This window comes from Pseudomonas sp. LG1D9, from assembly GCF_002949995.1.
Taxonomy (GTDB): domain Bacteria; phylum Pseudomonadota; class Gammaproteobacteria; order Pseudomonadales; family Pseudomonadaceae; genus Aquipseudomonas; species Aquipseudomonas proteolytica.
Map to the genome: position 1 here is coordinate 4213279 of NZ_CP026881.1, position 18502 is coordinate 4231780.

The 18502-nt window shown below is 53.6% G+C and carries 18 protein-coding genes; 7 read left to right on the forward strand and 11 right to left on the reverse strand.

What is annotated here, in order from left to right; all coding sequences use genetic code 11:
- The first annotated feature begins 26 nt into the window (after positions 1–26).
- Entirely contained in the window at positions 27–158 is a 132-nt protein-coding gene (locus tag C5F71_RS29395; RefSeq protein WP_256587936.1) for a hypothetical protein, read from the forward strand.
- Between the two features lie 394 nt (positions 159–552).
- Here C5F71_RS29395 and C5F71_RS19675 read toward each other — a convergent pair whose 3' ends face one another.
- The 6 genes from C5F71_RS19675 to C5F71_RS19700 form a co-directional block, all read right to left on the reverse strand.
- Positions 553–660, reverse strand: coding sequence for a helix-turn-helix domain-containing protein (locus C5F71_RS19675; protein ID WP_371923353.1), 108 nt, complete (start codon positions 658–660; stop codon positions 553–555).
- Positions 661–693: 33 nt separating this feature from the next.
- The gene (locus C5F71_RS19680; protein ID WP_104911771.1) at positions 694–2094 is read right to left on the reverse strand and encodes a hypothetical protein; all 1401 of its coding nucleotides are present in this window, start codon (positions 2092–2094) and stop codon (positions 694–696) included.
- A 58-nt stretch (positions 2095–2152) separates the two neighbouring features.
- Positions 2153–2482 (reverse strand): hypothetical protein, encoded by a 330-nt coding sequence (locus C5F71_RS19685; protein ID WP_104911772.1) that lies wholly within the window; start codon positions 2480–2482, stop codon positions 2153–2155.
- Positions 2483–2579: 97 nt separating this feature from the next.
- Complete coding sequence (locus tag C5F71_RS19690; protein ID WP_104911773.1) at positions 2580–4721, reverse strand: DEAD/DEAH box helicase; 2142 nt, start codon at positions 4719–4721, stop codon at positions 2580–2582.
- 101 nt (positions 4722–4822) lie between these two features.
- Complete coding sequence (locus C5F71_RS19695; protein WP_177410410.1) at positions 4823–6454, reverse strand: dsDNA nuclease domain-containing protein; 1632 nt, start codon at positions 6452–6454, stop codon at positions 4823–4825.
- A gap of 541 nt (positions 6455–6995) precedes the next feature.
- Positions 6996–7430 carry a helix-turn-helix domain-containing protein gene (locus C5F71_RS19700; protein ID WP_256587937.1) on the reverse strand — a complete coding sequence of 145 codons (435 nt, stop codon included), beginning with the start codon at positions 7428–7430 and terminating at the stop codon, positions 6996–6998.
- Between the two features lie 309 nt (positions 7431–7739).
- On the opposite strand from C5F71_RS19700, the gene C5F71_RS19705 reads away from it, so the two are divergent.
- The 3 genes from C5F71_RS19705 to C5F71_RS19715 all read left to right on the forward strand — a co-directional run bounded on the left by C5F71_RS19705 (position 7740) and on the right by C5F71_RS19715 (position 9440).
- Positions 7740–8471, forward strand: coding sequence for a metallophosphoesterase family protein (locus tag C5F71_RS19705; protein WP_104911774.1), 732 nt, complete (start codon positions 7740–7742; stop codon positions 8469–8471).
- An 11-nt stretch (positions 8472–8482) separates the two neighbouring features.
- Positions 8483–8797, forward strand: a complete 315-nt coding sequence (locus C5F71_RS19710; protein ID WP_104912642.1) for a hypothetical protein — start codon at positions 8483–8485, stop codon at positions 8795–8797.
- A 145-nt stretch (positions 8798–8942) separates the two neighbouring features.
- On the forward strand, positions 8943–9440 hold the full coding sequence (locus tag C5F71_RS19715) for a hypothetical protein (protein WP_104911775.1): 498 nt from the start codon (positions 8943–8945) through the stop codon (positions 9438–9440).
- Between the two features lie 173 nt (positions 9441–9613).
- On the opposite strand, the gene C5F71_RS19720 is transcribed toward C5F71_RS19715, so the two are convergent.
- Together C5F71_RS19720 and C5F71_RS19725 are read right to left on the reverse strand one after the other, a co-directional pair.
- Positions 9614–10690, reverse strand: a complete 1077-nt coding sequence (locus tag C5F71_RS19720; protein WP_177410411.1) for a hypothetical protein — start codon at positions 10688–10690, stop codon at positions 9614–9616.
- Between the two features lie 407 nt (positions 10691–11097).
- Positions 11098–11739 (reverse strand): HAD family hydrolase, encoded by a 642-nt coding sequence (locus C5F71_RS19725; RefSeq protein WP_104911776.1) that lies wholly within the window; start codon positions 11737–11739, stop codon positions 11098–11100.
- Positions 11740–12231: 492 nt separating this feature from the next.
- Between C5F71_RS19725 and C5F71_RS29405 the strand changes: the two genes are divergently transcribed.
- Positions 12232–13062, forward strand: coding sequence for a hypothetical protein (locus tag C5F71_RS29405; protein ID WP_256588171.1), 831 nt, complete (start codon positions 12232–12234; stop codon positions 13060–13062).
- A gap of 175 nt (positions 13063–13237) precedes the next feature.
- Here the strand turns inward: C5F71_RS29405 and C5F71_RS19740 are convergent, their stop codons facing one another.
- Positions 13238–14296 carry a tyrosine-type recombinase/integrase gene (locus tag C5F71_RS19740; protein ID WP_104911777.1) on the reverse strand — a complete coding sequence of 353 codons (1059 nt, stop codon included), beginning with the start codon at positions 14294–14296 and terminating at the stop codon, positions 13238–13240.
- 454 nt (positions 14297–14750) lie between these two features.
- Between C5F71_RS19740 and C5F71_RS19750 the strand changes: the two genes are divergently transcribed.
- Positions 14751–15542 (forward strand): hypothetical protein, encoded by a 792-nt coding sequence (locus tag C5F71_RS19750; RefSeq protein WP_056847371.1) that lies wholly within the window; start codon positions 14751–14753, stop codon positions 15540–15542.
- 75 nt (positions 15543–15617) lie between these two features.
- Here C5F71_RS19750 and C5F71_RS19755 read toward each other — a convergent pair whose 3' ends face one another.
- Together C5F71_RS19755 and C5F71_RS19760 are read right to left on the reverse strand one after the other, a co-directional pair.
- Positions 15618–16520 carry a viroplasmin family protein gene (locus tag C5F71_RS19755; protein WP_094995179.1) on the reverse strand — a complete coding sequence of 301 codons (903 nt, stop codon included), beginning with the start codon at positions 16518–16520 and terminating at the stop codon, positions 15618–15620.
- Positions 16521–16584: 64 nt separating this feature from the next.
- Positions 16585–16941: an MbcA/ParS/Xre antitoxin family protein gene (locus C5F71_RS19760; RefSeq protein ID WP_094995180.1), complete on the reverse strand. Its 357-nt coding sequence runs from the start codon at positions 16939–16941 to the stop codon at positions 16585–16587.
- Between the two features lie 207 nt (positions 16942–17148).
- Between C5F71_RS19760 and C5F71_RS19765 the strand changes: the two genes are divergently transcribed.
- Positions 17149–18465: an RES family NAD+ phosphorylase gene (locus tag C5F71_RS19765; RefSeq protein WP_056847368.1), complete on the forward strand. Its 1317-nt coding sequence runs from the start codon at positions 17149–17151 to the stop codon at positions 18463–18465.
- Positions 18466–18502: the final 37 nt, after the last annotated feature.

An 18502-nucleotide genomic window follows, 5' to 3' on the forward strand; every position in this document is an offset into this window, starting at 1 on the left:
GGTGTTCAAGTACGCAGACCCCAGATGTGAACAATGCCGTCTACCTTCTTACCGATTTGAAGGGCTATGCGGTGGGCTCCATCACGCTGGACTCGATCAAGAAGGCCTTGGAGTCCTTGGGCAAGGCCATCGGCTGCGCCCGTGCATCGACGGGGTGAGAGGCGCGTTACCACTTGGCTATCTTCACGCTCGTTTCGGACAGGGTCATAGTAAGTGCTGCTGATAGTAGTGATCGAGCCCGCCATGGGAGAGTCAGTTCTGTGATGATCTGAACAGGTACCGACATGCATCAAGATGCACGGCGCATTTCCTTTTCGTTAACTGGGGCGGGGCGGGCAGTTGCCTCAGCATTAACTACTCGCTGAGAGACAGAGCACCAAGTTGGATGGCATAGTGATATGGCTGACGAGGCAGCGACAACACGTTTGCACGGCCATTCTAACTAGATGGGTGGTTACCTATGATAGCGATGGGAGTTAGCCGCTCCGACCTATTCAGGCCTCAGCGGTTTGTTGATATTGTTGACCGGCGCTTAGTCGATCTCCCTGGAAGTTATTTTCTTTTGAGATGGTTGCTGACTGTCCGCCTAGCGACGCCAAGCCGCCTCGCAACTTCAACTTGAGTCAGGCCCTGATCCATGAGCACCCTGGAACTCGGCATCTAACAGCTAAGCCACAAGAACGCGGACAGACTTCACATCGGTTTTTGCCATCCGGACTTTACGTAACGGAACCTCGGTTCCTGAACCTTGGGGCCGCCGTGATCTTCGCCCTCAATCCTGAATGACTTGGCCATGAGATCTCGCATACCACCTAGGCGCTCCATTGCGGTGAGCTCCTTGGTTATGTCCTTCACGACGGTTGTGAAGGCTTTGGTCGATTCTGTTTTCATGAACTCAGGTGTCGAGAGAGCGAAATCGCGGTCAGGTAGTGAAATCCCGAATAGGCTGGTGACTGAGCTTGCCGTTTTAATGAGAAAGCTGCCCTGAATGCCCTGAGTAGACCGTACACCGTAGCTACGTCTAAGGTCGCCGCAAATCTTGTCGACGTCGTCCATGAGCTTCGTAACGCGCTTGTTGCCGCTCGCAATGCCCTGCTCGTCGAACGCAATGCGAATGGCTTTGAGCGTTTCACGCATGGTGACGAAATGACCTTCGTTGCGGAGCTGTCTGGCAGCCTCAATGGCATTGGAGACGCTACCAGTAGATTGAGTTAGCCACGCCGAGAACAAGGGCAGATCCAATGCAACAGTTTGGGTTGCTCCGTGTGATTGGATTTCCGAAATGCTCGTTCTTGTCTTGTCCGCGAGGTTGGCCAGGAGTCGGGCGGTGAAATCATGGCCAAAGGCGCCGACTTTTTTCATCCAGTGCACCTGATAAGCGTGCCGGATGGGGTGGATGAATGAGTCAGCTTTCAAGTGTTTGGCGGCAGTCGAGTAATAAATGGATTTATAGGCGAGCCAATTTAGGGAGGCTACGAACATCTCCAACTGCCTTGTGGGGCCACCATAGTCGCCCCGGCTGCTTTCTGAGAACTCTGACTTACTGAACACGTGACCATCCGAGCTTACAAGCTTGACGTCCTTCGACCAGCGCCCGCGCGTTTCGCCTGCATCACTCAACTCTGCGAAAATAGCTGCACTTAAAGCGCTGTACTTGCTGTATTCCTCAGAGCCACGGTAGCCCAACATCCTCATGGTCAGGTAATACACGCTGGAGGCTTGATCCCAGGTGCACACCATGTTCATTTTTAATTGCTCCAATAGGGCGCTGAAGTCCTCATCCACAAATTCTCCCCCCCGAATTTCGGGACGGATTGATGCCGCTTCCTTTTGCGCGACCGCATCCACCTCCTCAAGACCAAATTCAGTGGGCGCCAAGAACCGAAGGTAAGGAAATTGCTGTTTCCGACTGTCTCTATGCTCAGGCTTGTAGTTGTCTATGCAGAGAAGATCATCGTAGAAGAGATTGCCTTGCAGAAAGTTCTCCAAAGCACACAGATCCCCGTTGATCGTGTCGCTGGTCTTGACTGCTACCGCCCCGGTGGCGCGCTGGACGGCTGTGAGTGTGGCATTGTCGATCAGTGCATACGTCATGGGTCGATAGTCTTGTCTTGAGATGGCCAGAAGGACATTCGTTGAGGTGGAGGAGTAATTACGTTGCCGAGGCCTTAACTGCTTTCTTTACGGAAAACTCCTGCTCGCTCCCATCACTGAACTTCACGACGAACCCCTGCGTGGTGCCACCATTTGGGCCGCTCCCACGCGCGATATTGCGCGCGTAAAACGCAACAGGATTTCCTGGCGTTGGCCAGTTGGTGGCCTGGCAATACCGGACGTACAGCTCTTCGAGCAAATCGAATTCAGTGGAGCCTTTGATATCTCCACCGCTGACGAGGTTTCTGTCACGCATGGCGTAAAAAAAGCGCTCCGCCTCAATTTGGGATGAAAAACGCTGACCTTTGATGACCAGTGGGTTTGGCATTTTCGTTCCTCTCTGCAGGGTTGCTGGCAGACTCGTCAATTGGTGGAAGGCCTGAATCCCGATAAGCCTCCCAGCATCCGTTCTCGCCCGTCCACCATCACATCTCAGCGACCGCCCATTGCATCACATCTTTCTCAAAGCTGGTGAGCTGGAGGCGCTCCACCCGAGGGGCAAGCAACCGCAGTTTTGCCAGCAAGTCGTTCAGGTGCTCTGATGGCAAGATCAGGTGCTTGATCTTGGTCGAGATCTGGGTAGGAATTCCGTATTCGTCGAGTGCGGTGAGCAGGGGATCAAGGAACATATTTTCCAGTTGCTCAGCGAAGAAGCTGAAGTCTCCAGGTTCGTACCCCTCTTGCTCCAGTACGTCGACCTGGATTTTGTGAATGGCCATGATGTCCCGAGGCAACCTGAAGCACACCATGTTTCTAATGAATTTCAGGCGCAGGTTAATAGCTTCGCTCGCTGATACATTCACCCACCGATTTTCCACCGCTTCGCTCAGGTAGGCCGGCAGGTTTTTCTGATTTCGGAGCTCGTTGATGTGCCAGGCTAACTGAGAGCTGGACGCGATCTGGTACTCCATCAGGTTCTCGCCTTCCAGGCTGTAGACCAGCTCACACAAGTAGTTCAGCTGGTCAGGCTCAGGGATGCCTTTCCAGCTTAACAATTCGTGGTTGTCTGGAAGCTCACCTATGATCGTTTTCGCGACCTTGACCTGCCGCTCGATAGGAATGTGGCGATTTTCGATTAAGGTCGCGGGTGACAGCACCTCGTTGGCATACGCTTCCTGGAGCCGGCCTCGCGAGATGTCCGTGAGGTATTCGTTTTCTAGTTGCATCAACAGGCCGATAGGTGAAGTCTCATCCTGATGGCCGATGGGGTACTCGACGGTCAATCCCTGCTCAACGGGCGGGGCTTCGAGCATGAACACCTTGCCGATGAAGTATTTGTTCATGCGGCCAGCACGCCCGGAAATGTTCTTGTAGGTGAAGTAGTCGAACGTGGACGTTTTGAGGCGGCGGTCATAAATAATGACGTTTTCAGCCGACGTATTGACGCCCTCGATCATCGTGGATGTGCAAATGATTCGCTTGATAACGCCATCGTTGAATAGCTTGACGATGTACTGCTGCAGCGCGCGAGGCACCCCGCCATGGTGTATCCCGATGCCCAGGGCTATCGCCCTGGCAACGTTCCATTCCGGGTGGTAATGCTTGGAGATCCAGGCAGCGATTTCTTGCGTCTCCGGCACCGGGGCCAACCCGGCATCTTGGATCAAATACTCAGCGACTCTGTTTGCGCTTGCCGGCGCCTGACAGTAGATCAGGGTAGGGGACTCCAGCGTCCTGACCAGCTCCAGGAGCTTTTGTGTGCGCTGTTCAGAGCGCATGCCCAGATTGAAATTCTGGATATCGACCGCGACGGTGCTGTAGTCGGACGGGATGAAATGGTACTCGTAACCGTCCAACCCAGAGATCTTCTGAATGTGCGGCCCTAGCATGTAAAACTGTGCACCGGTCTTTGCGAGCTTGTGGAACGCCAAGCTCAGATCGACGGCGCGTGTGCTTCCATTCTTATCACTCGCCAAATCGATTTTGTAAAATTCGTCCAGGATGAAGAATCCCACATCATCCAAGTCTGGGCGCTGGATGACTCGCTCCTGCGTCAGCAAGTACACGTTAGTGGCGTCTGGCACAGCTTCCTGGCTGGGATGCGTGATCAGGTTGAAGTCCCGGAAGCGCTTGACCAAGCGGCGTCGGGTTTCGTCGATTAACGCAATGGTGGGAACGATCACCACCACCTTTTTGAACCGTCGCTGGGCAAGTACCGCGTCGATGACCAGGCTCTTGCCGACACTGGTGGAGGCGCTCAGGACGACGTTTTGACCCTGCATGATCAAGCTGAAAACGTGTGCCTGAAGGTGATGAAACACCATGCCAGGCTCTACACCTTCAACCCTGTGAGCCTCGTAAGCCAAGCGGTCAGACAAGGCCATGTTGCTCAGGTGGGGCGTGATGTAAGGAAAGAGCCCAACAGCTCGCACCATGTTGAGCAGGAGCGATTGCTCGACTGCGTCAAAGAGTGCGAATTTGTCGAGCGCCCGGATCACCAGGTCGCGTCCTTCCCAATCGGAGTTGCTTCGGTTGACGATGGTATTGATGGCGAGCAGCACATCGACTGTTGAAGCTCCCTCATCACTGAGGTTGGCCAGACTGTTCTTGATCGTTTCGTAGTTCATTACCGCATCGTTCCTTGAGATCGCCGAAGTTGGCTTGGCCAGCTCGGAATACCTTCACCCTGTAGTGTTTTCAGCTGTGCAAATTAACCGCACGCCCGAGGTCATACCTGCAAGTCTTCCAGTGTTTTGCAGCGAGCATTGAAGGCATTGGTCAGCTTCTCGATGCTCTCCATTGGCACGAGGAACACCATGACCTTCACTTGCTTGATGTTCTCTGGCAACTGGGTGGTGAAGGTGCTGAAGTGGGCTTCGATCTCTTTTCTGAGGTGGTTCACGTAATCAGCTAGCCAGCCTGATGAGAGTGCGTGACTGTTGTAGGTCAACAGGATAGGGAAGCAGAGGACGTTCAGCATGTCATCGACTGGCGAGTTTCGATGCAGTGCCTGGTTGAAGGCGTCCGCTTTCGGTTGATGGTGAAGAGGCTCGCGCAGGTTGATGATGATTTCGCGTTCTGACGACAGTACCGTTTCCGAAATGGTAGCGTCCAAGACGCCGCAGATCTGGGCCAACGTCGCGTCCATGTTGCCTGCTTCAATCAGGCGCGCGAGCCCTAGCCATAGCTGATCGTCCTGGCCAGGTATCTGGACAATGTGGGCGTTGCCAAATTCGGAGAGCTTGCCACCGGATTTATAGAAAACCTTGCATGCCACGGGCTCGCTGTTTTGGCGGCTGCGCAGGATGGCGTGGAGGATCAGTTCGGCGACCAGCCTATCGCGAGGCAGCTCGCTGTCGCTGAAGGCATTGATGGAACGAGCGAGCATGGCCTCGGCATTGTGCGCGAGGATGTTCACGATCTCGCTCGCCTTGAGTGAGAATTCTGGGAGCCATTCGACCAGGTGTTTAGCAAAACCATCGTGCCGCCATGCCTTCAGCGCGTAGCGAACGTCGAAGCCGGAAAATGTGTGCAGCAGGCCTTCATCGGTGCTTGCGTGAAACTCGACCAGGAAGGGATCTGGACGTTTTTTGTAGGGTTTGGCTGTAGCCGTTGACTGGTCATCTGCGGCCTCTAGTAGCTGCTTGAGGTGGGCCAGAGCCGGAGCCCGCAGAATGATCTTCGTCGATGCTGCTGTTTTCACGTTGGCCGTGGCAGCCTTGTCAGCCATCTCCAAGAACTCATCGTAAATAGCCTGCATCTGGGTATTGTTGGGGCGGTTCCCGAAATCCTCAGCAAGCTTGGAGAGGGCCTTGATGTTGACCGCTTCTAGTGCCTCCACATCCCCGTAGACCTGCCAGACGCAGTTCTCTGCCCAGTAGGCAAAACTCCGATTTTGTGGGGAACTGAATGTCTTGAACTTCTTGAGCAGGGCCTTGCCTCGGGCCGTGGTGGTGTCAGGCAGATTCCGCTTATCCAGCTCGGTTTTGAAGCCGTTGAGAATCTTTGCGACGTCGCGCTGTGTCACAATTCGGAAGCGGGCAGGGCCAGAACGAACATCGCAATTCAGCGATTTATGGAGCAAGGAAGAGTTGGCTTTGGTGCCATCCAGCTTGGTCACCTCTTCCATATTCCATTTGTGGTCACCCTCAGTCGTCTTGACCTGAATGTACTCGTTGACGAGCTCCCCAGCGCACTGAAATACGGCCACGATATCGTCGGCGGTCTCGCACTCTACTTGGGAGTAACTGCTATCGCGCAGCATCTTGAAAATGAAGCTGACGGCTACATGGTCTTGATACTTGAAGCCTTGCCTCGCAGCGGGCCCACCTTTGTTGGATGGGCTAGTAATACGCACCATGACATCCCTGTATCGCGAGTAATTTCCAGAAATGGGCATCCGATTGATCAACCTAGGTGACAAATACGGAGCCTGCTGATAACGCAACGCTACCACTAATAGCAATTGGCCGGCTATCGGCAAAATTGAGTAAACCGACGATTGCCCGCACCGATTAAGCAGGTACCCAATACGCTTGAGAAGTTCGCTAGGTGAGCGGGGCGGTAGCCAAATTTGGTGAGTGCTGGCGACCCAGTTTGGACGCAAATCGAGTCTAACGAACTCGACCTGTAAACCCAGAAAATGACTTGTTAATCTAGATGGTTTACAGGTCATTTTTTCGGTTTACACCGTCCGTAGGCTAGATTCTGGAAGGCCCGGATCAAGGCATCGTTAGCGGGGAATACCATTCAAACAAGGAGCGATAGAGCCCAATGAGCAACTCTCGGCATTGGGCTGCTGAAGCTCGTGAACACCAAAGCGGTACGCCAAATATAGGGCCACCGATAACCGAAGCTACAGAACGGGGTAAGGATACCTGATTGCCCTGAGCAACATTCCCCTAGTTTTCGGTGGTAGGGGAGCGATCCCATAGAAAGCCTACCGTCGAGCGGCTCATCCCAAGCTGCCTGGCGGTTTCGGCTTTCGTCAGCCCAGCATTCTTGCTCTCAAGCACTTGCTGCAGTTTCAGAGGATCGGCTGGGCGCGCGGCGGGGCGCTTCACAATCTCTTTACCGGTCAACTGCGCTGCGATATCGCTCGGGCTGATCTTCGCTTCTATCGCCTTCAGTTGGTCTGCTGCTTCTGTCAGCACGGTCGAGGTGGGGACATTGTCTCGTGTCGCAATGACAAGGGAGAGCAAAGCAACCGGGCTCAGGTTTAGGGCGGCGGCGAGCTCTGTGAACTTGTCGAGGGTAGGGGAGCTGACCGCATTCTCGATCTTCGCTGCGTAGGTGCGCGAGATAGCATGGCCCAGCCCTTCCTGGGTCAGACCCAAGCTTCCTCGGACTGTCCGTATAACTGCTGCAAGCGCCGGCCTTATCAACGCAGATCCCCTTAAAACTGAGGATGTAGCCACGGCGCGATGTACAGTTACACAGCATATAGTGTATAAAACCGATCATGCGCGTCGCTGTGGATGCCTTATGCCGTCCACGTCATGGATGGCTTGTGAGAGGTGTCATTAGCTTGGCACCCCTCCAAGCCTTTGCTTCCTTGGAAGACAGCGTGGGAGCGGCGTTCAATAAACCGTTAAATCGTCAGTTGCTTATGCTATGTCGTTGCAAACCCTATGGAGGGTGAAGGTTTGAAAGTCAGGATCTACTCAGACCTGCATCGTGAATTTCACCCTTGGAATCCCCCCGATTGTTCAGGCGTTGACCTGGTGATATTGGCTGGAGACGTCGACAAAAAGACTCGCGGTGTCCAGTGGGCCAATGAGTCGTTCGAATGCAAGGTCGCCTACGTCATGGGTAATCACGAGCTGTACGGCGGTCATCTCGATCGCACGCTGCAGAAGATGCGGGATGCCGCTGCGGCGCACGTGCATGTTCTGGAAAACCAGATCTTGGAGTTGGCTGGCGTCAGGGTGCTTGGCACGATGAGCTGGACAGACTTCACGAGCACTGGCGACCAGGTTGCCGCTAGCAACATGGCGAGAGAGTGGATGACAGATTTCAAACAGATCAGGACAGATAGTAACTACCGTCGCATCCGTCCAGATGATCTGGTCAGCCGAAATCAGCTGGCCAAGGCGTGGCTGACTGAGCAATTGAATCAACCCTATGAGGGCAAGACGGTTGTCGTGACCCATCATTGCCCGTCCTCGGTTGTGGCCGGAACTCAAAATGAAGGGCATCTCAATGCCGCTTATACCAACGAGTGGGCAAGCCTGATCGAGAAAAGTGACATATGGGTATTCGGCCACACTCACCATGCCGTCGATGTAACACTTGCCGGCTGCCGATTGATTTCAAATCCGCGAGGCTATCCAAATGAGCCTACGGGTTTCGATCCGTTTTTTGAGATTGAGATCTGATGTCGAGTTCAATGTTGAAGTATGAGTTCAGGGGCAAAGAAGGTGGCTCGGCTCCTAATCAAACTGTTCCCACCGAGGTTGTACAGGCGCGAAATCTGGATTGGGGTGTGACTGTAGATGCCTACTTGGTCGGGGCGGCCAGGGTAGGAGATCGCTTTGCGGCAAGTGTTTTTCACGATTTGTCGGGCGTTAATGAAAATGCCATGACTGTAGTAACTCCCCCTCTGCAGGAGGTTGAGCGCAGGTGCGGATTCAAATTAATGCGAAGTGTAAGTGGTGCGGACTACTTTGTTATTGCCAGTGAACTGAGTGACTCAATGTTTTAAGTGCAAGCTATATGTGCGTGCTTGAGTTCGACAAGCGCTGTTGGCATTCTAGCAACTGCAAATGATCAGTTTTGAGAGTGCTTCCTTTCCTGCCAAAAAAACGGTGGGGTAGGTGGCCTGTGTTCAAGTGAATTAAGGACGTTCCATGTCTGACCTCAAGAAAATTAAAGTAGTAGTGAAGAACTATGATGTGCAGGGCTCGGGTGACCTGGATGCACTGTATGGCCGGGTTAGGCTTGAGGATGAACAAGGTCAGACGTTTTACTTCAAGCAGGTAGTAATGCCGAAATACTTGAGGCAACATGGCGCGATGGCAATGAATGTGCCACGCACATGGTTTTACAAGCATGTTTCCAAGAAATCAATTGTGGTTATCGCATTCGAGAATGCTAGCGGAAAGGTTGAATATGACCTTAGTGATCTGCAGTTGATCGCCAGGTCAACAGTTATGAAAGGTATTTTAATGACGATTGCGGCAATCCCAATGGGCGTTATCGCTGCGACGGCGACTTATGGGGTGGGGCTGATACTCATTCCTATGGGATTCTGGTATGGATATCGGAATACGTTCAAGCTGCCAGCGATGCTTAGCCGGAAAAGAATTCTCCGTGACTTTTCTGACTATGGCATTGTAGTTCGCTAGTTTCTTTGGCTGCTGACATCGCGACTCAGTAATGCTCGTCCAGGTATTGTGAGTGGGTGTTCGTACCATCGTCGCCTGCCGCACCTTCGGCCTCGGCATTTCTTCTCGAAGGGAATCTTGAGTGGCAGCGCACAAGGAACGCCCGATTTGCTCGGGCGTTCCTGTTTTGGCGCTTAGGCTTTGCCGCTAAGCAGTCTTGTAAATTCCGCGCGAAGCACGGGATCCTTATTTTCAATGAGATCATCAGGAATGCTTGTGGTGATATTCAAGATACCATTCTCTGACTTGCCATACGTCAATGAACTTAAAATACCACCAAAGCGAGCAAGAGGCGCATCTTTGGTGATGATTGCATAGCGCCCTGCAGGGTCTTTTTTCTGTAGGTTCAAAAACACTTCCATGATGGCGATGTCTAGGCAGGCGTTGTAAGCTGACTTTTCCAAATACGGATCAGTGATCTTGAGTACGCCTAGGCCTGGTGAGTCCTTCTTCGGGGCAGATACGCCAATCAGCGCTAGAATTGTCACGATATCCGTTTTCAAATCATACTTTTCTGCTATCGCTGCAATGTTTTTCCAGCGCTCCAAAACTTTATCAGTAGCGATGCAGGGTTTGACGTGAGGCGCTACCTCGATGAGAAAGGCCATACGGTTTTCAATGCTTGGTCGCATGTGATCCATAAGCCGCCAAGCGTAATCCTCGACAGGTTCGGGATACTGTGTAATACGAACGCCAGGCGCCGCCTGCTGAAGCTTTTCTCTGGCCTCTTTAACCTGGCTTGCAATTTCTTCTTTTGAAGGGAATTGCTGCGTGTTCGCCTCCATCGCATATGGAAGTAGATCGATGCTAAGATTGAAGTGCCTTAAATCATCGAACCATCCAGCGAGGCTTTCTTTCTTTGCTAGATTATTTTCGAAGTAATTGCCTATCCTGCTTATGAAGTTTCGATCGGCAAATATAAAGCGATTCAGCATTCCGAAACTAGGTGGCAACCACCCTCCCTTCACCAAGCAGTATGACTGAAGCAGGTCGGGAATCTGGCTGGTTACTTTGATTTCAGTAATGTGGCCGTCTTCCAAAACGCTAAGATCTGTGAATAGGATCTCGATAGATTGGTTATTTCTGTAACGATTTAAGTCATCAAGGCTCAGCGGCTGGATCGTCCAGCGAGTGAGCGTAACAGGCCCGTGATCACTTGAGTTTATTCGAAGGTTTCCATTTTCCAGAACACCCATCTCACCAATAGACATTATTCCATCCTTAGTATGCACATCGAAAATTATTGATATCGCAAATTGCTTCCCTGAGGAAAGGTCACATCGCGGCGTCAATCCATGCCTCAATCAGAGCACGATGAATCAATACCACACAGGCTGGCGTGTTTTCTACCTGAAAGGTCACCGACCCCCCATTCGGTGAAATGAGCCTTGAGCGATGCACGCCGGCACCCATTTTATGCGCCATGGCTACTCCGATAGGGAAGTCCCTAGCTCCAGGCTGTCTGGTTGTTTTTTAACCAAAATATCAGAAATATCGGGATTTTTGTGATGCGCATCACGCTTTTGAAACGCCACGACTGTTCATCAACGAGCAGTCAGGGTTTCCCGAGCCCAGATCGCGAAGATAAATTTGTGCATCTGGGCACGCTTGTTCCGAGCTAAGCGATGGGGCGGGACACCTTCAATAAGTATTCGGCAAACTCATCGAGGTTGGTGAAATCTTTACCCCCATTGCGGTTCAGCAGAAATCCCCGAATGCCCACGGCCATAGGGCCGTCACGGTCACACTTTTCTGAATCGCCAATCATCAGCACAGCGTTTTCTTCATAGGCATCGCTGGTCTCTGCCCCCATGAGTTCGCAGGTGGCTCGATACACAAATGGCTGGGGTTTCAGGGCTCCAACAGCGAAGCTGAAGCCATAGGCATCCATGGTTGGGTACAGGCGCCGGACAGGCTCTGCGTATGGGGCTGCTAGATTGGACGCGATGGCAATCTTGATGCCCTCAGCCTGCAATCTGTCGACGGCTCGAATCCCATCTTCGAAGGCTTCGATACTGTCCAGCTCTGCTTCCAAGGCACCGTGAATCTCGGCCATGCGATCTGCAGGAATCTTGATCCCGAAGTGATCTGCCGCATCGCTCAGGCTCAGAGCACGAGCCATGATGTGGTGAAGGTCATCTGGTCGCGGCCTGCGACCCTGGCGGATGCCCTCCTTGAGAATTTGACGATAGGGGTGGGTGGCTTTGGGGATGCGGACAAGCGTGCCGAAGGCATCGAAGAGGACAAATTTGACGGGCATTTGAGCGCCTTGATCAACGAGGGCGACTGCCCGTGCGGTCAGAAATGATACCGTGTATTCGGGCCTAATGGGCTTAGCTGAGCCGCATCGTAAAAGGACAGCTCCGAGTCTCGTTTCACTGATCACTCCGTACCTGGAAGCCTCTCAAAAATGGAAAAGTGCTTATTCTGCGATGTCGACTTGAACCCTGGTAGCGATGAACACATCTTTCTGTCCGCTTTAGGGGGCCGTCTGATTACCCCCCGCGCCACCTGCACGAAATGCAACAATGCTTTTGCAGGCCAAGAGACTGGCAAGATTGATGACGCCCTGGCTGATGCCTTTGAGCATGTCCGAAATGGTCTCCAAATCTGGACAGGTCGGAAAAAGCCTCCGCCCACGATCGCGAATGCAGGTGTGTTGGAAGAGGGGGCATCGTTCGATCTAGCCCCTGGGTTCATACCCTTCATCAGGCCACCTAAGGTGCCGAGCGACCTCCAGGTTGGGAGTGTCTTGAACCTGACTGTCCCGAATGAAGCCGAGGCCAAGCGGGTACAATCAATCCTGAACAAGCGCAAGCTGCAGGCGGATTTCTCGAACGCGATGATGATTGAGCGGAAAGTGCCGCCAATCAAGTTGGGCTCGAAGTTTGATGGCATAAAGGTGTGGAAATGCATCGCAAAGTCGGCTGTTGCAGGCTTTGTGCTGCTGTACGGCAATGAGCGGGCCCGCGCAGTCATAGATCCTGATGTGAGAGACGCGATCATCTGTGGCGAGCCGGCCATCAACGAGTTCTGCGGGTGGGATTTCGTCAACCCGTGGCCAACCATCTCGAAGATCGAGCCCCATCATAAGTGCATTGGCGCAGAGCTCTCGGGATTTGAGCATTCGTTGATTGTCACTGAAGTCGGTGACCTTATCGTGGCCTTCATTGAGATTTTCGGCGGATGGCGGTTCTCGGTCGTGCTCGGCCCTGCCACGGGCATTCCCTTCCGAGGTTTAGCCATCAATCCTCGATCAATGAGCCCTGCTCGGTTCGTGATCGAGGGGATAGCACCCTCTGGCTACCTCCCGAGGACACCGCAATCGTTCAGGGCGGAACACTCATGCACGATGGCTGCAAACAAAGCCGCATTGGATCGTGTGCTTGAGCAGTGGAGCATCGAAAGCCATGCAGAAAATCGCAGCCGACTCACTCAAGAATTGGACGGCAAGCTCGGAGCTGCACAGACCGAGGATGAGCAGGAAGCCATCATTGATGAGTTCATCAGAAAGGTGGCAACGCTTGAGCAAGGCGAAGCGTGGGAGACTGCGTTGGATCTGACGTTCGGAGACAACGAGTAACGTATCGCTCGTAACGAGCCTTGGAAGTCACTACCCCAAGGCTCGCCGATTGAAGCGCTCCACGCAGCTCTATGTGCCCAGGCCTAGCATGCTGTTAGATGTGGGTCGTCCATGCTAGTCCTCACGGCCTTCCCGTGTGCTCCTGGGTCTTTCAAGACTCAGAGGCTTTCCCGGTTTACTTGGCAGTCTTCAAGGAGGCATCAGCGCCTGTCGTAGTGAGTGAAACGTAGTGTTCGGCCATGGAACTGGAGGAGTGACCCAGCTGACCGGCGATTCGCTTGCCAGGCTGTTGCGGTGGGGTGGACGCTGCTAGCTGTGCCATAGCTGCCCGTCTCAAGGTGCTCGGCGTGAGTGTTGAGCGGGGGAGTTGAGCCCCTCGTTCCCACGACTGAAAAATCCGAAGCAGTTGCGATGTCGACATGGGTTGCTTCCGGTCATCACTCGGGAAGAGATAGTCATCGGCAGAGAGATTTTCCTCCCTAATGTACTTCTCGATTACAGCTGTGTTCGCAAGAGTTAGTGGTGGTTTCGCTTTCGTGATCTCAATGGATATCTCTTTGCTCGAAGGCATTTGGGTTTTCAAGCTGACAACCTGGGAAACCTTGGTACCAAGGATGACGTGCCCCCGAAGCCCTGTCTCCAGCAATGCAAAAAGGCTCCGGTCGCGAAGGCTTCCTGAGTTTTCAACGATCCGCTTGATCGCATCACTGTGAGTGAAGATATCCAGTCCCAACGAAATGGCCTGGAGCTTCGATGGCTTGTGCGTTATAGGTGGACACGTGTAGCGCGGGACTTCTGACTCTGGGGCGGTGGTGTTCACAGGACAGATTTCAGTCTGGTCTAAATCAGGCATTGGGCTCTTGGTCACTTCCACGCCTCGTGAGGCAGCCCCCTTGAACGTGCTAAGCACTTTCAACGGGAGCGTCTCGACAAAAGGGTCAAGCGCGCTGCGCGGTACTGAGGTGTCGTTGGCCAAGGCCAATACCGAAGAAATCTCAGCCGCGAGCTGGGTGTGCGTGGTACTCAGGGCAGGCGTTTCTGCATACTGAGGCCAGTTGACGGACTCTTTCATGAGATCGTGGTAATTGGCATACCCTAGTCCCTTGGACAGGGTCTCTCGGGCAAAAGAGAGCTGGACGGGTGATTGGCCTGGCCACCGTTTCTGGATGAGTTTGGCGAGTCTTTTGAAGGCGGCTTGGGGGAGCAGATCTTCGGGATAGACCGGAACGCGCATGGCAATTCTCCAATGTCACGGTGTCGGCTGCCCGCTGACAATTGTCGAAGTGCGTGCGAAAGAAGGGAGAAACACCTGAGGCGCAAAGGCTTTGCATGCCGACCGCTCGATCCAGGAAGACCGTGGTCGGTACGGTAGCATCGCTTCTGGTGCTGATCAACACTCAGGGACTTGCCAATTTGACAGGCTTGTCAGGCTTGTCAACTTGCTAGGCTTGACCATGAGGGGGATTTTTTCGGCTGCCCTGATGGAAGTCATTGTACAGAGGGCAACGGGGAAACTGTCTTGGGTTGCGAGCTATGCTTCACAGGACGGGTACTGCTGATATTGATTGCGCAATTTATTCTTATTGGCTTCAGCACCCTATTGCCTGAGCCGGTTCGCTCACATGGGTTGGCGGATTAAAGGTATCAGCGTCGCAGGTTGAAGACTCTTAACGAACAAGGAATGATCTATGTGGGAACAGCATCCTGATACTTGTGCAGTGGTTTTTGATCCAGCTAACGAGAAGATATACGAGTTTCGTAGGTCAATGCTCATTAATCAAATAACTCGCGACGCTGATAGAATTGCTAAAAGTTTTGATGCGCTACATAGTGCTGACCTTGAAAAAATGAGTGCACTTTTTACCCATTGCTCCGCTATCTGGGCTTCGGGGATGTTCAGGGCCGAACGCAACGAAGATAAGCTTCGCATGGCGTGTGCAGAACTCCTCTCCAATGCCCTGAACTCCATGGTTGGTGCGGCCTATATGCTTCGTGGTGGCTTCGTTTTGCAGCCTGGGCCGGTCGTGCGCTCAGCCATTGAAACCATGGCCGTAGCCCTGCATCTCATGCAATTTCCGGAAGACTTTCAAAAGTACCAAGAGCACAAATTTGAGTCTCCGCGCGCCGTTTCCAGTGCCAAGCGCGTCTTCCCTCCATTCGGCCACATCTACGGCTTGCTGAGTCGAGAGTTCACACATATTGGAACTTTGCATAAGCAGTTCACGCCCATCCGCGAATACACAGGCGATGAAGAATCGTTACAGTTGAATATTCAATTTCTGACGGCAGGGATATGGATGTGCTATGTGTCCTGCGAGCTGGTGTTTTTGGACGGTGTGGCTGAACCAAGATATTGGCGTGAACTGCCTGAACAAGTTGAGGGTAAGACTGCTTATTCTTACGAGCCCAGTGACGAGGAGCGAACTTGGATGGCGGATTTCTTGGGCTTGGATAATCCGGTCTTTGGAGGAGGTGACTGAGGTGCATCAGGTGCGCTTCTTCTATGCGCTCGGATCCGGTGCTGGAGGGGGCTCTCGTCACCTGGTTGCAGCAGGTCAGGGGAGGCGGTCGATCGCGGCGCCGTAGTCAAAGTTCACGGTTGATCCGGACACGAGGACTGCTTCGAGCTGATGCTTGGATGCGTTCTTGACGATGCGAAATTCGCTGACTTCCCCTGCCTGGCGGGTGAGTTTCCAGATCAACCTGAGCTTCTCGGTGGCCATGCCCAGCTTTATCGCACCTTGGGCAGACTTGGCCAAGAAGGCATTGAGCTTGCTCTTCAGCTCAAACCTGGAGTCGTATGGGTAGGGGCCGAGGGTGAAGGGGCCGTCCCCGATAATTCGATCAAACTCGATTCTGGGCTTCATGTGTAATGCTTGGATTTGGCGATGCTCCCTCGTGCGGTTCCAAACCGTGATACCCCTGGCGGTACAGTGCTCGATCCAGCGTGTCTCGGCCTCCAAAGAGGCCTCTTCAGATTCGCAGGTTTCTACAACTTTGAATGCTGGGGTCATCCCGTCATCGAGTATCTGGGCGATCTTGGCTGCCGCGCGTTTGCAGTCATGGTTGGCTTTCCCAAGATGGCCTCGCTGCCGGGCTTCGAAGTCGCCTGTCTGCCCTACGTAGAACGGCTCCTCTGTTACCGGATCGATGATCAGGTAGACGACGTAGTCCTTGGCAACCACGCCGTCCAAGGTCGGCTGTTGAGGCTGTTGTGGAATGACGGTCGGCAGTTGCGCGGACGCTTGCGTGCTGAAGTGAAGAACCGGTGAGTGGTTCGAGCCTGGCGTGGGGGTGTTCTGGCGGTACCACTCCTCAGCGAGCTCAAGCGTTGCGAACGACTGGTGTTTCGCTTCCGGAAAACGGTCAATGGACAAGCGAGCCCCACCTTCCCAGCTATTGAAAATCCCGAGTTTCCGTCCGTGGACAACAGCGTAGAACTTCGGCTTCTTGGCCATCCTGTGCAACCTCCCTGAATCACTTAATGGGCCTGCGGGGTGATCTGCAGACCTCGCAATGCTTTCAGGCACCGAACCCATGCTCAATGCGCGCAAGAAGTGTCAAGGCGTCGTCGATGTGGGCATCCCTCGGGCGTTTCGCTCCCAACGCTCGTAAGGGTTGCGATAGCCAGTCCACCGCACTTTTCTTGTCGCCGAAGATTGCCATCGCTGCATCAAGCAGCCGTGGATCAATCGTTTCCGACGACTCCGGGCCGTCCTTGCTTGGACTCATCGCGTCATTGATCGCCTCCGCGAGCGTTTCCAAAGCCTCCCTTAGGCGAGCATTTTCTCGAAAATCCTCAGAGTTTGGCTTGTGTTCTGTGCAGTGGCGCAACAGGGCTTGCGCGTCATTATGGTTGAGGTCGAACTCGATCAGCATGCCGATTCCTTGAGTGGGCTCAATGTCTGGAGTATGGCAGCGTCCGGATTGGGTATCTGGCAGCGCATTAGAGGACACCCTGTCCGATGTTGAGGGCGGCGTTATTCCAGAGCAATTTGGGCCTTGAGCCGTTTTGGATGGTATTCCAATCGCGGCGCTTCAGTCATCATGCCCCCTTGATGAACAGGTTCAGGTACTGCCAGCACCATGCGAATGGAAAATGTGAAAGACGGACAGGCTACCAAGGGAGTGTGTTATCAGTGCGTGCACGACCGCTTTCTAGGGCGGCAGATCCAGCGCAGTGGGGCCTCCGCTCAGTGCAGCCTTTGCAACTCGAAACGCAAGTGCGTGCCACTCGCTGAGATCGTCTCTCGTGTCACCGAAATCCTTGGTACCTACATCACAGAGGGTGATCACGTTTGGCGTTGGAACGGTGGTCGGATTGACCATCAAGAAGGCGAGAGCATCGAACACTGGGTAAGCGAAATCTTTGGCTGCGACAACATCGAGCCGATCGTGGCTGCAGTGAGCCGGCGCCTGACGTCATACAGTGACGACATTCAGTACTCCAGACAACGTTTCAGCTTGAATGACATCGGCCACCAATGGTGCGAGTTCCAGGAAGGTATGAAGCATGGAATACGCTTCTTCAACGACAGCGCCAAGGCGTTCTTGGGCTGGATCTTCAAAGATCTGGATAAGTACTCAGCCTCGTCCGATGAAAATGCCGTGGTGCGGTTGCTCACGCCTGAAAACTCTCCGTCGATCTTCCGCGCCCGAACCTGCATGGGCGGCGAGAGTGTTTCCGAGATCACAGCCAACCCTGCGCGTAATCTCGGAGCTCCCCCGAAGGAGCGAGCTGGAGAGGGCAGGATGAACCCTGCAGGTGTTCCTGCCTTCTACGGAGCATTCGAGCGCAAGACCTGTGTCGCTGAGCTCCGTCCCCCGGTTGGCGGCACCGTCGTGAGTGGCGAATTCAGGTTGGTCAGGGAGGTCAAGGTGTTGGATTTCGGACGCTTTGAAAAAGCAGATCTAGGGCCCATGCCAAGCTTCTTTGACTCCAAATACCATTCGAAGGTAGGGCGGCGGGATTTCCTGAGGTATCTGCATGACGCAATCACGGTGCCGGTGCTTCCTGGAGCAGAGCGCGACTATCTAACTACTCAAGTCATCGCTGAGTACCTGGCCACCCACTGTAAGCCCCGTATTGATGGTGTGATCTTCAAATCCGTGCAGGAGAGCGCCGGCAGCAACATTGTGCTGTTCTCGCACGTCGCCTGCGATGCTACCGCTTCGATGGGAAGGGTTCGGAACGGCTATATGGTCAGAGGCCCCAAGGAGTCCGATGGGCCTTGCATCGAGTATGTCAGTGACAGCCTCGTCTACCACGGGATCCGGCAGGTGAAGTACGACACAGATGATCAGGCGCTGCCGGAGGACAAGCTGTTGCCGTTGCTGACTCCACCAAGTAGCGCGCATTCGCTTCCAGCAGGTATGGAGGGGCTGCTGGATGGGGATTTCTGATTGAGTTTAGGTCTGTGGTCTGTGGCGTCAGGGTTCG

What these genes read in the sequence shown, in the direction of transcription:
- C5F71_RS19695 (WP_177410410.1), bottom strand. Translation starts at nt 6,454, where the DNA reads ATGGTGCGTATTACTAGCCCATCCAACAAAGGTGGGCCCGCTGCGAGG.
- C5F71_RS19760 (WP_094995180.1), bottom strand. Translation starts at nt 16,941, where the DNA reads ATGCTGATCGAGTTCGACCTCAACCATAATGACGCGCAAGCCCTGTTG.
- C5F71_RS19680 (WP_104911771.1), bottom strand. Translation starts at nt 2,094, where the DNA reads ATGACGTATGCACTGATCGACAATGCCACACTCACAGCCGTCCAGCGC.
- C5F71_RS19750 (WP_056847371.1), top strand. Translation starts at nt 14,751, where the DNA reads ATGTGGGAACAGCATCCTGATACTTGTGCAGTGGTTTTTGATCCAGCT.
- C5F71_RS19765 (WP_056847368.1), top strand. Translation starts at nt 17,149, where the DNA reads ATGCGAATGGAAAATGTGAAAGACGGACAGGCTACCAAGGGAGTGTGT.
- C5F71_RS19755 (WP_094995179.1), bottom strand. Translation starts at nt 16,520, where the DNA reads ATGGCCAAGAAGCCGAAGTTCTACGCTGTTGTCCACGGACGGAAACTC.
- C5F71_RS19675 (WP_371923353.1), bottom strand. Translation starts at nt 660, where the DNA reads ATGCCGAGTTCCAGGGTGCTCATGGATCAGGGCCTGACTCAAGTTGAA.
- C5F71_RS19720 (WP_177410411.1), bottom strand. Translation starts at nt 10,690, where the DNA reads ATGTCTATTGGTGAGATGGGTGTTCTGGAAAATGGAAACCTTCGAATA.
- C5F71_RS19725 (WP_104911776.1), bottom strand. Translation starts at nt 11,739, where the DNA reads ATGCCCGTCAAATTTGTCCTCTTCGATGCCTTCGGCACGCTTGTCCGC.
- C5F71_RS19715 (WP_104911775.1), top strand. Translation starts at nt 8,943, where the DNA reads ATGTCTGACCTCAAGAAAATTAAAGTAGTAGTGAAGAACTATGATGTG.
- C5F71_RS19685 (WP_104911772.1), bottom strand. Translation starts at nt 2,482, where the DNA reads ATGCCAAACCCACTGGTCATCAAAGGTCAGCGTTTTTCATCCCAAATT.
- C5F71_RS19740 (WP_104911777.1), bottom strand. Translation starts at nt 14,296, where the DNA reads ATGCGCGTTCCGGTCTATCCCGAAGATCTGCTCCCCCAAGCCGCCTTC.
- C5F71_RS19690 (WP_104911773.1), bottom strand. Translation starts at nt 4,721, where the DNA reads ATGAACTACGAAACGATCAAGAACAGTCTGGCCAACCTCAGTGATGAG.
- C5F71_RS19710 (WP_104912642.1), top strand. Translation starts at nt 8,483, where the DNA reads ATGTTGAAGTATGAGTTCAGGGGCAAAGAAGGTGGCTCGGCTCCTAAT.